This window comes from Brevibacterium sp. UCMA 11752 (assembly GCF_021532235.1).
Classification (GTDB): Bacteria; Actinomycetota; Actinomycetes; order Actinomycetales; family Brevibacteriaceae; genus Brevibacterium; species Brevibacterium antiquum.
Map to the genome: position 1 here is coordinate 2238223 of NZ_JACBOS010000003.1, position 15067 is coordinate 2253289.

The 15067-nt window shown below is 62.9% G+C and carries 12 protein-coding genes and 1 tRNA gene; 11 read left to right on the top strand and 2 right to left on the bottom strand.

Translation table 11 applies throughout. The features are described from left to right. Window positions 1–360: 360 nt before the first annotated feature. Together HU144_RS10045 and HU144_RS10050 are read right to left on the bottom strand one after the other, a co-directional pair. On the bottom strand, window positions 361–2199 hold the full coding sequence (locus tag HU144_RS10045; RefSeq protein WP_235351234.1) for a BCCT family transporter: 1839 nt from the start codon (window positions 2197–2199) through the stop codon (window positions 361–363). 262 nt (window positions 2200–2461) lie between these two features. Next, a tRNA-Asn gene (locus tag HU144_RS10050) sits at window positions 2462–2534 on the bottom strand. Between the two features lie 86 nt (window positions 2535–2620). Between HU144_RS10050 and smc the strand changes: the two genes are divergently transcribed. The 11 genes from smc (at window position 2621) to lepB (ending at window position 14984) form a co-directional block, all read left to right on the top strand. Then, window positions 2621–6220, top strand: a complete 3600-nt coding sequence (gene smc, locus HU144_RS10055; protein WP_235351235.1) for a chromosome segregation protein SMC — start codon at window positions 2621–2623, stop codon at window positions 6218–6220. Window positions 6221–6419: 199 nt separating this feature from the next. After that, the gene (locus tag HU144_RS10060; RefSeq protein WP_009885107.1) at window positions 6420–6821 is read left to right on the top strand and encodes a hypothetical protein; all 402 of its coding nucleotides are present in this window, start codon (window positions 6420–6422) and stop codon (window positions 6819–6821) included. Window positions 6822–7001: 180 nt separating this feature from the next. Continuing rightward, window positions 7002–8144: a signal recognition particle-docking protein FtsY gene (gene ftsY, locus HU144_RS10065; RefSeq protein WP_235351236.1), complete on the top strand. Its 1143-nt coding sequence runs from the start codon at window positions 7002–7004 to the stop codon at window positions 8142–8144. A 131-nt stretch (window positions 8145–8275) separates the two neighbouring features. Then, a complete protein-coding gene (locus HU144_RS10070) occupies window positions 8276–9496 on the top strand; it encodes an ammonium transporter (RefSeq protein WP_204232472.1) in 1221 nt (406 codons plus the stop codon). 256 nt (window positions 9497–9752) lie between these two features. Further along, the gene (gene ffh / locus HU144_RS10075; protein WP_198397071.1) at window positions 9753–11369 is read left to right on the top strand and encodes a signal recognition particle protein; all 1617 of its coding nucleotides are present in this window, start codon (window positions 9753–9755) and stop codon (window positions 11367–11369) included. Window positions 11370–11529: 160 nt separating this feature from the next. Next, window positions 11530–11940 (top strand): 30S ribosomal protein S16, encoded by a 411-nt coding sequence (gene rpsP, locus HU144_RS10080; protein ID WP_235351237.1) that lies wholly within the window; start codon window positions 11530–11532, stop codon window positions 11938–11940. A 1-nt stretch (window position 11941) separates the two neighbouring features. Next, window positions 11942–12172, top strand: coding sequence for an RNA-binding protein (locus tag HU144_RS10085; protein WP_009885102.1), 231 nt, complete (start codon window positions 11942–11944; stop codon window positions 12170–12172). 301 nt (window positions 12173–12473) lie between these two features. Then, entirely contained in the window at window positions 12474–12974 is a 501-nt protein-coding gene (gene rimM, locus HU144_RS10090) for a ribosome maturation factor RimM (RefSeq protein WP_143922491.1), read from the top strand. 8 nt (window positions 12975–12982) lie between these two features. After that, window positions 12983–13810: a tRNA (guanosine(37)-N1)-methyltransferase TrmD gene (trmD, locus tag HU144_RS10095; RefSeq protein WP_235351238.1), complete on the top strand. Its 828-nt coding sequence runs from the start codon at window positions 12983–12985 to the stop codon at window positions 13808–13810. Window positions 13811–13985: 175 nt separating this feature from the next. After that, window positions 13986–14327 carry a 50S ribosomal protein L19 gene (rplS, locus tag HU144_RS10100; protein WP_143922493.1) on the top strand — a complete coding sequence of 114 codons (342 nt, stop codon included), beginning with the start codon at window positions 13986–13988 and terminating at the stop codon, window positions 14325–14327. A 33-nt stretch (window positions 14328–14360) separates the two neighbouring features. Next, window positions 14361–14984, top strand: coding sequence for a signal peptidase I (gene lepB / locus HU144_RS10105; RefSeq protein ID WP_235351239.1), 624 nt, complete (start codon window positions 14361–14363; stop codon window positions 14982–14984). Window positions 14985–15067 lie beyond the last annotated feature (83 nt).

Sequence of the window (15067 nt, forward strand, 5' to 3'; positions counted from 1 at the left end):
GTGGGCACGGGGACGGGGAGGATGGCTGCTATGTCGACGGCGGATGCGTGAATGTCGGTGGCTTGAGTGAGGAGTCCTTGCCTGCCTGCTTCAACGTCGATGGTGGTGCTGCAGGCCTCGTCGTTGTCGTTTCAGTTGGTGCATATGGTTCCGGTGCGTCCGTCTTTAGCGTAGACGGCTTGTCCGACGCGGTACCAGTAGATCGGACGCGCCGAGACTGCGTAACGCTGTCGCCTCGGCCCGTGTCGGCATTACAACACCGATGCGACAGGCGAAAGGCGGCCGGCGAGACTCTCATCGAGTCTCACCGGCCGCCTCTGGCAATCACCGATGTCGCGCGGTCAGCACCGCGACAAGGGGTTACTTGACGGTGTCGCCGTGCTCGTGATCGGCGTCATCGAGGTCAGACGATTCGGAAGAGCCCGCCTCGGCGTCTTCCTTGTCGTCTTCGATCTCCTCGACAGGAAGCTCTGACGTCTCGAGTCCGAAGACCTCTCCGTCGTACTCGTTGACGGCCGTGGCGACCGACTGCTCGAGGACGTGATTGGCCAGCTGTCCCTGAATGATCAGCGGATCTCGCGAGAGGTCCTTCCATACGGCCACGCAGAGAAGCAGCATGACGATGACGAAGGGCAATGCCGCCACGATCGTGATGTTCTTCAGACCCTCGAGGGCCTCGGCGGGATCAGAACCTCCGGCCAGGAGCATCACCGCTGCCACTGCACCGGTAGCCACACCCCAGAAGAGGACGAGGCCCTTGCCGGGCTCCTCTCGACCGTTGGCCGACAGCGTGCCCATGACGATCGACGCGGAGTCGGCGCCCGTGACGAAGAAGATCGCAATGAGGATGACCGTGACGACCATCAAGATGATGGCGATGGCGTTGGGCAGAGGCAGAGCGCCGAGGAGATCGAACAGGATCGTATCCATGTTGATGTCCGGTTCACCGTCGACGATCTTCGCCAGGGCCTTGACTGTGCCTTCGCCGCGCTCAGCGCGTTCCTGGATGCCGATGGCTCCGCCACCGAAGATCGCGAACCAGATGGTCGAGACGACCGAAGGGACGATGAGGACGCCGAGAACGAACTGACGCACGGTGCGGCCGCGCGAGATGCGGGCGATGAAGAGGCCGACGAAGGGCGACCATGAGACCCACCAGGCCCAATAGAAGACCGTCCACGAGGACAGCCAGGTGTTGACGTCCTGGCCATTGGCCGCGGTCCGGGACGCCATCTGCGGCAGATCTTGGATGAACGAACCGAGAGAGGACGGAATGACGTTGAGGATGAACAGCGTCGGCCCGCCGATGAACACAATCAGCGCGACGATGATCGCCAGCACCATGTTGATGTTCGACAGCCACTGGATGCCCTTCTCGACACCGGACACAGCCGAAGCGACGAAGGCCGCGGTGAGGATCGCGATGATGATGACGAGAATCGGCGAGGAGACATCGGACATGACGCCCGCTGATTCGATGCCGCCGCCGATCTGGATCGCACCGAGGCCCAGCGAGCAGGCCGAGCCGAAGAGCGTCGCGAGGATCGCGAGGATGTTGATGACCTTACCGCCGGCACCGTTGACCGCACGTTCGCCGAACAGCGAGGTGAACATCGACGAGAACAGCTGGGAGCGACCGAGACGGAAGGAACCGTAGGCGACGCCGAGGCCGACGATCGCGTACATGGCCCAGGGGTAGAGGGTCCAATGGAAGAGAGTGGTGCCCATCGAGGTGCCCATTGCCTCGGCAGTGGATCCATCGACCGTGTTCGGCGGGGGAGACATGTAGAAGAACAGTGGCTCACCGACGGCGGAGAACACCAGCCCGATGCCCATGCCGGTGGCGAACATCATCGAGATCCACGATGAGGTCTTGAACTGAGGCTTCTCATCGTCCCTGCCCAGCGGGATGCGTCCGAACTTGGACAGGGCGACGATGATGACGAAGATCGTGAAGATCGTGGCGGCGATGACGAAGAGCCAGCCGAAGTTGTCCATGACGCCGGTCAGCATGGTTCCTGCGACAGCCCCGAGGCTCTCGGGAGAGAAGAAGCCCCAGATGACGAAGGCAACTGCGAGCACGCCGGCCGTGAAGAACACCACTTTGTCGACGCCCTTGCGGATCAGCGGTCTCTGTTTTGTGGTCGGATTCTTCAGGCGCCGTATCAGGTCCTGAGTCTTTGTCGTTTCACTGCTCATAGGGATGCGTGCCGGTCAGCAGCGTCGCAGGTGTCCTGCAGGCGGTCGTGATCGGCGCTCCTTCCTGTTCATGGACGGCATTGATTGTCTTCGGCCGATTGGGGCGCGGAGTCCAAACTGGTCCGATTTGTCAGTTTCCTATCGGTTCACACCATTGATCTTCTTAGATGAGACGCGAAGCTGGTCAAGACTTCGCCGTTGTGACGGCGATTCTTCCCGGGCATGGTCAAGGCCCCGCCGCGAACGACGGGGCCCAGATCAGCTCCCCCGGCTGGGCTCGAACCAGCGACCCTTCGATTAACAGTCGAATGCTCTGCCAACTGAGCTACGGAGGAAAGGCACCTCATTCGGCGCACGAGGGAACACTCTATCAAAAGATTCGAGAATTGTTGGAACTCCTTCGGGATATGCTGGGTGGACAATGCATCTCAAAAGCCTGACCCTGCGAGGATTCAAGTCCTTTGCCTCGGCCACGACTCTCAGATTCGAGCCGGGCATCACCTGCGTTGTCGGCCCCAACGGCTCCGGCAAGTCCAACGTCGTCGACGCGCTGTCCTGGGTGATGGGCGAGCAGGGTGCGAAGAATCTGCGCGGCGGAAAGATGGACGACGTGATCTTCGCCGGAACCTCGAAGCGTCAGGCATTGGGCCGCGCCGAGGTGGCCCTGACCATCGACAACACCGACGGAGCCATTCCCGTCGACTACACCGAAGTCACGATCTCCCGCACGCTGTTCCGCACCGGGGGAAGCGAATACGCCGTCAACGGGACCCCGGCACGACTCCTTGACATCCAGGAGCTGCTCAACGACTCGGGCCTGGGCAAAGAGATGCATGTCATCGTGGGGCAGGGTCGTCTCGACGCGATTCTGCACGCCGATCCGATCGAACGTCGCAGCTTCATCGAGGAGGCCGCCGGCGTCCTCAAGCACCGCAGGCGCAAGGACAAGGCCGTCCGCAAACTCACCGGCCTGCAGACGAACCTCGATCGCCTCTCCGATCTGCGGACCGAACTCAACCGGCAGCTGGGGCCGTTGGGGCGCCAGGCCGAGGCCGCGCAGAAGGCTGCCACCGTCCAGGCCACCCTGCGCGATTCCGCTGCACGACTGCTGGCCGATGACACGGTGCGCCTGCAGGCCTCCTTGGCCTCCACCTCGAGCGCTGAGGGCGAGGACGGCAGCGACCGCATCGGCGACCTCGAGCATCGCCGCTTCCGTACTGAGCAGCGACTACAGGAGATCGAGGCACGTCTGGGCACTCTTGACGCCGAGCTCGAGGATCTGCGCACCGCCGAATCACGGACACAGACCCAGATCGTGCGTGCCAGAGGAATCGCCCAACGTGCCGAGGACAAACGCTCACACCTGCTCTCCGAGGTCGCGAGTCTGGGCCGCCGGGAGACGAAGTCGCCCGAAGAGCTGAGGTCCCAAGCCGAGCACCACAAAGAGGAGCTTCGCACCGCGGAGGAGGCGGTGGAGGAATCCGCGGCAGCACTGGATCGCAGTCAGATGCGCAAAGAAGAGCTTGCACTGGCACTGAAGAAGGCCGAAGACGAGGTCAAAGCCACACAGCTGGCCATCACCGAGGCGATCAAGAACAGGTCGGCACTGCAGTCGAAGAGCTCCCAGGCGCGTGAGCGCATCAGCGACCTCACGGCTCGGATCGAATCCAACCGGGAAGAGATCGACACCGCATCGACCCGCATCACCGAACGCCGCGAGGAACTGAGCACCGCTGAGGCGGCCGTCGAAGGGGTCGAGGCAGGAGAGAGCGAACTCGACACGGAGTACGAAACCGCCAAGGACGCCCAGACCACGCTGGAGACCGACCTCGAGGGACTCCGAACGCAGAAGGCGAAGACCGCATCGGAGCTGGCATCGGCAGAGGCCCGAGCAGAGGCGCTGTCCCTCGGCACAGCCTTGGAAGCCGATCTCGAGGACATCGTGAACGCGGATCTGCCGGGAGTCGGCTCCGCTGTGACCGAGCGGCTGTCGGTGGCCAATGGGTTCGAGATGGCCGTGGCGGCAGCCCTGTCGAACACGGTCTCAGGTGTGCTCGTCGACTCCGCTCAGGTAGCACTGACAGTGCTCGACCACCTCGGCGAGGACACCAATGTCCACCTCACGATCCCGGCAGGGGCGAGGACGGGCGCTGCAGCAGGCGCCGGCGCAGGTGCCGGCAAGGGCTCGAACCAGTTGACCAGCACGAGCTCTGCGACCATGGCGCTACCCGAACTCAGCGGGACCGGCGACGGTGCACCGTCGGTCCGGTGGCTCAGCGATGTGGTCAGCAGCGACGTGCCCGAACTGAACGAACTGCTGAACTCCGCGCTGGAGACGGTCGCGTGCGTTGACGATGCTGCCAGCGCGCTGTCCATCATCGACTCCCGCCCCGAACTCACGGTGGTCACCCTCGGCGGTGAGATCCTCACCGCAACCCGGGTCAGCCGGGCACGCACCGCCTCTGGCACCCGCCTGGCCTCACAGACCGCGCTCGAGGAGACTCGCTCCTCCATCACCGAACTGCAGCAGGCGCGGACCCGAATCGATGCGGACATCGACGGGGTCGAGGCGAAGCTGGCCGAGGCGAAGGCAACAGCTTCCGCGGCGCTGGAGAAACTGCACTCCTCGGACGCGGCGATCATGGCGGCCGGGGAGGAAGTCTCGCGAATCACGGGCGACATCACCACAGCCCAGACTCGACTGCAGCGGGCCAAGGACAACGAAGCGGAGCTCGCGACACGCCTGGAGACGGCCGAACGCGAGGCCCGCACCGCCGAATCCGCACTCGCCGGGGCAGACGACGTCGAAGAGGTCGTCGACACCACCGAACGAGATGAACTGAGCCGGAAGGTGTCCCAGTCCTCCGAAGACGTCATCGAGACCCGAATCAGTCACAAGGCGGCCACGGATCGGGCTCGATTCCTCTCCGAGCGGGTCGACTCCCTGCTTCGCCAGGCAACGGCAGAGGAGACCGCACGCGAGCAGACCCAGCGGACGATCGCACGTAAGAACAGATCGGCCGCCTCGGCGCTGCTCATCGTCGGCACCGCACAGAACGCGACTTCAGCCGCAGAGACGACGGTGTCCGAGCTCGGCTCCGAGATTCAGGTCCTCGTCGAAGAGCGCGGGCAGCTGCGGGAGGAGAAGGGCCGCCTCGGCGAGGAACTGGGCACCACGCGCACAGAACTGCAGCGACTCAAGGACGCTGCCGCCGAAGCCGAACTCGCCAAGGAACGATTCCGGCTCAAACTCGAAGAGATCGAGAACCGGGCGGGGGAGGAGACCGGACTCGGCCTCGAGCGGCTGGTCGAACTCTATGGCCCTCATATTCCAGTCCCGGCCTTCGACGACAGCGAGGAGGAACGTCCCTATGTGCGGTCCGAGGTCGAGAAACGACACAAGCAATCGGCCGCCGCCCTCAAACGCATCGGAACGGTCAACCCCCTGGCACTCGAGGAATACGAGGCACTCAAGGAGAGGCACCAGTTCCTCGAAAAGCAGATCACCGACATCGAGTCCTCGAGGAAGGACCTGATGAAGCTCGTCGACGAGGTCGATCGGCACGTCGAACGGGTCTTCGCTGAGGCCTATGCGGACACCGCGCGGGAATTCGAAGACATCTTCTCCCGCCTGTTCCCCGGCGGTGAGGGATCCCTGAGCCTGACCGACCCCAACGACATGCTGACCACCGGAGTCGACGTCCACGCCCGGCCCGCGGGCAAGAAGGTCAAGCGACTGTCCCTGCTCTCCGGCGGTGAGCGGTCACTGGTCGCCGTCGCCATGCTGGTGGCGATCTTCAAGGCCAGGCCCAGCCCGTTCTACGTCATGGACGAGGTCGAAGCTGCCCTCGACGATCTCAACCTGTCCCGCCTGCTGACCGTGTTCGAAGAGCTGCAGGACTCGTCTCAGCTCATCGTCATCACCCACCAGAAGCGAACGATGGAGATCGCCGATGCACTCTACGGGGTGACGATGCACGGAGATGGCGTGTCGAAGGTCATCTCGCAGCGGATCCCATGAGCGGCAGCCATTCGCGGGAGGCCGATTCGGCAGAGATGTCCAGGGGAGTCCCAGGGAATTCTCCAACAGGCTCACGGCCCCTGAACACGAATGTCGTGGATTTGGACGATAGACTTGAGCGCAGGGAAGCATTGTCGAAAAGCTTGAGGAGCGGGACGTCCATGGCCGAGTCGGCTGAATCACGAGGTGACTCGCGAGCATGAATGCAGTACTCGTCGTCATCGTCGGACTCGCCGTATCGTTCGCGCTGGCCCTCATCGTCGTGCTCCTCGTCGCACTGCCGGGCCTGAGAGCTGAGGGTCGCCTGAAGTACTCATCCGATGTGCAGCGGTTTCGACTGCCGGGGCAATGGACCGGGTACGACGACGAGGTCCACGAATTCTTCGGTCATGACGACGGCACCTCCCACCTCGCGACTCGCGAACAGGCCGCGGTCACCGCGATCCGGGACCACTCCTATGTCCTGCGGCCCCAGCCGCGCCGTCACGCCGCACCCTCACTGCTGACGGTGAGGCCGCGCACCCGTCATTGGAAGATCCCTGAGTCCGGCACAGGGTGGAGAACCACAGCCGGCCTGCTCTTCGGCAGCCGAGGTTCCTGACCGGACCACACGACATCATCACACGCGCCCCGAGACAGCGGGGCGCTGGGGTGCGGGCCACCGCAACGCACAACGGCCTCGAGCCGATGCGTGCAACACGGCCGGCTCAGCACCCCTGACCGGCGGTCACCGCGCGAGAACGTGGGGCCAGGGAAGGTAATCAAAGGAGGACGTACGTCAATGGATCAGCCGATCATATTGCTCATCGTCGCAGCCATCGTCTTCATTCTGGTCGTCGGGCTGGGCATCACCCTGCGCGTCAACGCCAAGAAGAAGGGGCTGCGCGATGAACGCAGCATCGACGCCGATGTCACCGGCGAACGGGGGATCGATGACATCTCCGAGGCGGTCGCCAAGGAGAAGGCTGCCACACGCGGATCTGAGGTTCCCACCGAACCAGGGAACCGACTCGTTCGTCTGCGCGAACGCCTCGCGAAGTCCAATTCCGGACTGGGCCGCGGGCTACTCAGCCTGCTCTCGCGGGACAACCTCGACGAATCGACCTGGGAAGAGATCGAAGACACCCTCATCCTCGCCGATGTCGGAGTCGACCCGACCACCGAACTCGTCGACAGACTGCGCGAACGCGTCAAGGTCCTCGGTACCCGTGAACCGGAAGAGGTCAGGGGACTGCTTCGGGAAGAACTCATCAAGCTCGTCGATCCCTCCATGGATCGTGAGCTTGCCACCGCGGGCACCGACGGTGACCCAGCCGTGATGCTCGTCGTCGGAGTCAACGGTGCCGGCAAGACGACGACCGTGGGCAAGATCGCCCGTGTGCTCGTCGCCGAAGAACAGAGCGTGCTGCTGGGTGCTGCCGATACGTTCCGTGCCGCGGCCGCCGAACAGCTGTCCACCTGGGGCGGTCGCGTCGGCGTGGAGACCGTCCGCGGCGAGGAGGGGGCCGACCCCGCCTCCGTGGCCTACTCCGCCGTCGAACGCGGCAAGGAAGACGGCACCGACGTCGTGCTCATCGATACGGCCGGACGTCTGCAGAACAAGATCGGCCTGATGGACGAACTCGGCAAGGTCAAGCGTGTGGCCACACGCCCTCTGGGCGAAGGACACGAGATCGACGAGGTGCTCCTCGTCCTCGACGCCACGACGGGGCAGAACGGAATGCAGCAGGCCAAGGTCTTCGCCGAGGCGGTCAACATCACCGGCATCGTGCTGACCAAACTCGACGGCACCGCCAAGGGCGGAATCGTCGTGGCCGTCCAGCGTGAGCTCGGGGTTCCGGTCAAGCTCGTCGGTCTCGGTGAGGGTGCCGACGATCTGGCGCCGTTCACGGCCGAAGGATTCGTCGACGCACTGCTCGACTGACCGTAATCTTCAGCGTGAGAGCACCTGTGTCACATGCTGGAAACATGATCGACTCACTGGTGTGACAACTGTCATGGACACTGTCACTGTTCGGTTCTAAACGGAGCCGACAGAGACGTGAAAGAGACGACATGGAACTCGACGCAGTGAATGTTTGGATGATGGTCGCGGCCGGTCTGGTCCTGCTTATGACCCCTGGTGTGGCCTTCTTCTACGGCGGCATGACCCGAATCACCTCGAGCATCAACATGATGATGATGGTGTTCTCGGCAATGGCGATGGGCGGACTCGTCTGGGTCCTCTTCGGATACGGACTGAGCTCCGGGGATTCCGTGCTGGGGATCTTCGGCAATCCGCTGTCCCAGATCGGCCTCGCCGACGCAGTCGCCAACGAACCCGAAGCCCTCATCTCGATCGGCTACGGCTCGACCTTCGCGATGATTGCGATCGCACTCATCGCCGGTGCCGTCGCTGATCGAGCGAAGTTCTCCACCTGGCTGGTCTTCGCCGGACTATGGGTCGCCTTGGTGTACTGCCCTCTGGCCTTCATGGTCTGGGGCGACGGACTGCTCAGCGAGTCAGGTGTGATCGGCAGCGCCTTCGGGCCCGCGATCGACTTCGCCGGCGGAACGGTCGTGCATATCAACGCCGGAATCTCCGCCCTCGTGCTCGTCGTCGTCATGGGTCGTCGGGCCCGCTATTCGACACCGCACAAACCACACAACATTCCGATCACCGTTCTCGGTGCCGCGCTGCTGTGGTTCGGCTGGTTCGGATTCAACGGTGGAGCCGCCTCGACGATCGAGCAGGCCGGACTGATCTGGGTCAACACCCTGGCCGCCCCTGCCGCCGGAATGATCACCTGGATCGCGATCGAGCGGATACGGGCGACTCGCCCCAGCAGCATCGGCAGCGTCTCCGGCGCGATCGCCGGTCTCGTGGCTATCACCCCCGCCTGTGCGAACGTCGAACCGTATGCGGCGATCATCATCGGAATCGCGGCAGGCGCAGGAGCTGTGCTCGCTGTGGAGGCGAAGAACCGCCTCCGCTACGACGATGCTCTCGACGTCGTCGGCGTCCACCTCGTCGCCGGTGTCATCGGCACTGTGATGATCGGACTCTTCGCGGTCCCGAGCGCAGACTCGGCCGCCGGCCTCTTCTACGGTGGAGGACTCGGGCTCCTCGTATCGCAGATCGTGGCCACGATCGTGGCCCTGATCTACGCCGGAGGCGTGACCTTGGTGATCGCCCTCGTCCTGCGCAAGACCATGGGGCTGCGCATCGACCCCAGAGACGAGCTGTCGGGCATCGATGCCTTCGAACACGCGGAGCAGGCCTACTCGTTCCGCTGAATCCCGAAATCTCCCGCCAGGGGGCCGGTCGGTCTCACCGGCCGCCTCGGTGAGGGGGAGTGCGTGAGCGTACTCACCGATCGCCTCGGTGGGGTGGAAGCAGCCACCCCACCGAGGCGATCGGTCATTCAAGGCCCATCGACAGGGTCCGGGCTGAGGGGGTTGTGGGCGCTTTCCCAGCTTTCTCGGTTTCAGTCGGACACCGGTGAGTTGTTAGGCTAGGGAGTCGACCAATTATCGTGAAGAAGGCTTGTACGTGTTTAATTCTCTCTCCGACAGGCTCACCGCGACGTTCAAGAACCTGCGCGGCAAGGGCCGGCTGTCCGAAGCCGATGTGGATGGCACCATCCGCGAGATCCGTCGCGCCCTCCTGGACGCCGACGTCGCCCTGCCCGTCGTTCGTGCATTCACCGGACGCATTCGCGAGCGGGCGCTGTCCGAAGAGGTCTCGGGCGCGCTGAACCCGGGCCAGCAGGTCGTCAAGGTCGTCAACGATGAACTGGTCGGCATCCTCGGCGGGGAGACCCGTCGCCTGAACTACGCGAAGCGCCCGCCCACGGTCATCATGCTCGCCGGCCTGCAGGGTGCGGGTAAGACCACTCTGGCCGGTAAGCTCGCCTATTGGCTGAAGTCCGAAGGTCACCGTCCGATGCTCGTCGCTGCCGATCTGCAGCGTCCGAACGCGGTCAACCAGCTCGAGATCGTCGGAGAGCGTGCAGGTGCTTTCGTCTACGCACCAGAGCCCGGCAACGGCGTCGGCGACCCGGTGCAGGTGGCCACCGATTCGCTTGAAGTCGCTAAGTCGAAGCTCCACGATGTCGTCATCGTCGACACCGCCGGTCGTCTCGGCATCGACGAGGAGCTCATGCAGCAGGCTGCCGACATCCGCTCGGCAGTCAACCCGGATGAGGTTCTGTTCGTCATCGACGCGATGATCGGTCAGGACGCGGTGAAGACGGCCGAGGCCTTCCTCGAAGGCGTCGACTTCACGGGTGTCGTGCTCTCGAAGCTCGATGGTGACTCACGCGGCGGTGCCGCGCTGTCCGTCGCCGAGGTGACCGGCAAGCCGATCATGTTCGCGTCGACCGGTGAGTCGATGAAGGAATTCGAACAGTTCCATCCCGATCGGATGGCTGACCGAATCCTCGATATGGGCGACATCATGACCCTCATCGAGCAGGCCGAGAAGAACTTCGATGAGAAGGAGACTGCGAAGCTCCAGAAGAAGGTCGAAGCCGGTGAAGACTTCGACCTCAACGACTTCCTGACGCAGATGTCGGGCCTGAAGAAGATGGGCTCGATGAAGAAGATGTTGGGCATGATGCCCGGCATGAGCCAGTACAAAGATCAGCTGGAGAACTTCGACGAACGCGAAGTCGACCGCGTCGAAGCCATCGTTCGGTCGATGACTCCGGCAGAGCGCACCAACCCGAAGATCCTCAACGGATCACGTCGGGCGCGCATCGCCAAGGGTGCAGGCACCACAGTGACCGCGGTCAACCAGCTGATGGAACGATTCACTCAGGCGCAGAAGATGATGCGCGGGATGACTCGCGGCGGCGGTATGCCCGGAATGGGCGGAGGCGGCGGCATGCCGGGTATGGGTGGTATGCCCGGAATGGGTGGAATGCCCGGCGGCGGAGCGAATCGCAAGAAGAAGGCTGTGGGGAAGAAGAAGGGCCGCAAGGGCGGCCAGTCGGGCAACCCCGCCAAGCGTGCCCAGCAGGCTCAGGCGCTTGAGGACAAGAAGTCCGGCAAGACGAAGGATCCGGTCGGCTCGGCCTTCGGAGGCGTCGATCTCGACGGTGACGAAGACTTCGATATGAAGAATCTGCCGAAGGGCTTCGGCGGGATGTTCCCAGGTGGAAAGTAATAGGGCTTTCTGGCACAATTGAGTCTTGTACTTTTGCTTCCGATGTGGGCCCTCTCTTCCACGTCGAAGTGATAGTCCAGGTCACAGACTCCAACAGGTCAACCCCACGATTCTTCTGGAACCTCTGTGCAACAAAAACACAAAAGGAGACACCACTAAAGTGGCAGTCAAAATTCGCTTGACCCGCATGGGCAAAATCCGTGCACCGTTCTACCGCGTCGTCGTGGCCGATTCGCGCACACGTCGCGATGGTAAGGCCATCGAACAGATCGGCATCTACCACCCGACACGCAACCCTTCGGTCATCGAGATCGATTCGGAGCGTGCGCAGCACTGGCTCTCCGTCGGTGCTCAGCCGACCGATCAGGTTCGCACCCTGCTCAAGCTCACCGGAGACTGGCAGAAGCACACCGGCATCGGCGAAGCAGTGAACACTGTGAAGCCACAGCCGGAGAAGGAAGCCTACGTGGCTCCCACTGCCGGATCGGTGATCAAGGAGGCCATCACTCCTAAGGGTTCGGACAAGGCTGCGGAAGCACCTGCTGCTTCCGAAGAGAGCGCTGAAGCCTGACATGTTGGCTGATTCGCTCGAACACCTGGTCCGCGGCATCGTCGATCATCCAGACGATGTTGCTGTTCGATCCCGCTCGTCACAGCGCGGGACCACGCTCGAGGTTCGGGTTCACCCGGAAGACCTCGGTCGTGTCATCGGTCGCGCGGGGAGAACCGCAAAGGCTCTGCGCACCGTGATCAACTCTCTTGCCGGCCGCGAGTCGGTGCGAGTGGACCTCATCGAGGCGTAACACCTTCATCGGGAAAGGGGGACGCGGCGTGTCATCGCCGCGTCCCCCTTTCCTGTATTCACCGGACTGCTGTCGGCTAGTCACCGCACTTCAGTTGGCTAGTCACCGCACTGCTGTCGGTGACGACGGTCGTTGCAATCCCGATGCGGCGCAGATATGTCGAACCCAGCGGACTAAACTGTGTGCTGGAAGTGAATGCGGACCCACATCGTTACGGTCACTCGCGCCTTCACACAGATCTTCACACGCACGAATCTGAGCGCTTTCATGAACGAGCGCTTTCATGAACACGAGGAGCAGTATGGACACGGTGATCGCCCGGTTGGGCAAACCGCACGGCATCAAAGGCGAATTCACCGTCGAGGTGCGCACCGACCGGCCGGATGAGCGATTCGTCCCCGGTCAGACCTACTCCACCGATCCCGATATCGGTGAGCTGACTCTGACCTCGGCGAGGTGGCACCGGGACCGTCTGCTGCTGAGTTTCGATGAAGTCCCCGATCGGAATCGGGCAGAGGAGATCCGAAACACCCTCATCCTCAGTGATCAGGTCGAGGACGAGGTCGAGGATGACGCCTGGTACCTCGAAGACCTCATCGGGCTTCGTGTCCTCGAGGGTGAGACACAGGTCGGGGAGATCGTCGACGTGACCAACGGCACCGCCCAGGATCTGCTCCACATGAAGCACATCGACGGACACCAGGCGCTCATTCCCTTCGTCACTGAGATCGTCCCCGAGGTCGACGTTGAAGGCGGATGGGTCAGAGTCACGCCTCCGGCTGGTCTCTTCGACGCCTCGTGAGTCCAGCCATGAAGATCGACGTCGTCTCCATCTTCCCGGAGTATCTCGCCGGGCTTCAGCTCTCCCTCATCGGCAAGGCCGTGGATCAGGGGGTGCTCGACCTGAACGTGCACGACCTGCGTGACTTCACCTTCGACCGGCACAACACCGTCGACGACTCACCGTACGGTGGGGGCGCCGGAATGGTGATGAAGGCCGAGCCGTGGGCGCTGGCACTCGAGCACATCCTCGGCGGGGATTCTCTTGGGACAACCAGCGTCGAGCAAACGGACGGTGCAGACACCGGCGACAAGGAACCTGCCGCAGCAGGCAAGCCGATCCTCATCGTGCCCAGCCCTGCCGGCCCCGTGTTCAACCAGCGCATCGCAGAGGAACTCTCCGACGCCGACCACCTCGTGTTCGCGTGCGGACGGTATGAGGGGATCGACCAGCGAGTCATCGACTGGTCGGCCGAACATTTCGATCTTCGCCCCATGAGCATCGGAGACTATGTGCTCAACGGGGGAGAGGTCGCCTCGATGGTGATGATCGAGGCAGTCAGCCGCCTCATCCCCGGAGTCATCGGCAACCCCGAGTCACTGACAGAGGAAAGCCATGAGGACGGGCTCCTCGAATACCCGATCTACACGAAGCCGGCCAGCTGGAGAGACCGGGACGTGCCCGAGATCCTGCTCAGCGGAAACCACGGTGCGATCGCACGGTGGCGCAGGGACCGCAGGCTCGAACGCACAGCCGAAGTCAGGCCGGATCTGCTGGCTGAACTCAACGGTCTCGACAAGCAGGATCGCGCCGTTCTGGAACGGTTTGAGTCCGGGGACGATTCCGTGAAAGAATAGGTCGTCGCGTTTGTTGGCATTCACCTGCTTCAGGGGGATGGATGCCCAAGACCGTTCTCAGATGCCAGCATCGGAGAATTTCGGGGAGTGATCCCGACAGACGATCCAATCACCGGTTGAACCGGTCCGATATGCGTGTCCTCGACCTGAAGCTGGGGACACATGGAGAAACACAATGCAGAAGCTTGATGTTGTTGATGCAGCCTCGTTGAAGTCTGACGTTCCTGAGTTCCGCCCAGGCGACACCCTCAACGTTCACGTGCGCGTGATCGAAGGATCGCGTTCGCGTATCCAGGTGTTCAAGGGAATCGTCATCCGTCGCCAGGGCGACGGAATCCGCGAGACCTTCACCGCTCGTAAGATCAGCTTCGGCGTCGGAGTCGAGCGCACCTTCCCAGTGCACTCGCCCATCGTCGAGAAGCTCGAAGTCCTCGCCCGCGGTGACGTTCGTCGCGCCAAGCTGTACTACCTGCGCGAACTGCGCGGCAAGGCTGCACGCATCCGCGAAAAGGCCTGATTATTGCCTGGCACTGTGGGTAATGATCACGCCGTGCCGAATAACCAAGAGAACGCGACCTTCGGGTCGCGTTTTCTTTATTCGGGCCGCCTCTGGAAGATCGTGGCTGTCATCGCGATTCTCATCATCGTCATCGGCGGATCGGTTCGCGGGTTCCTCATCCAGCGGTTCACGATCCCCAGCGAATCGATGGAGCCGACTCTCGACGTCGGCGATGACATCACCGTGTGGCGTCCCGATGCGCTGAGTTCAGACATCCAACGCGGAGACATCGTCGTCTTCGACGGCCGTGGCTCCTTCGTCGACGATGCTCTGCCGACCCCGCTGCAGAAGGTGGGGTCATGGGTTGGGCTCGGGAACCGAGACGTCTACTACGTCAAACGCGTCATCGCTCTCGGCGGTGACACACTCCAATGCTGCGATGCGCAGGGGCGGCTGCTGCTCAACGACGAACCCCTGGAGGAGGACTACGCGCCGCACCCGGCCTCATCCACTGAATTCTCGATCGAAATCCCTGCCGACACCATGTGGGTGATGGGGGACAACCGGAACAATTCTGCAGACTCGCGGGCACTGATGGGCAAGCCAGGAGGCGGATTCATTCCGCTCGACCGTGTCATCGGGCCCGTGATCGAGCATGGTTCCTCGGTCGACTGAGATGATCGCCGCCTGAAAGATGCCGCGGCGGGGTGCTGGTACGCTCATTTCAGTCCCATTGCGGAACCTGTGGTCCGATGCGA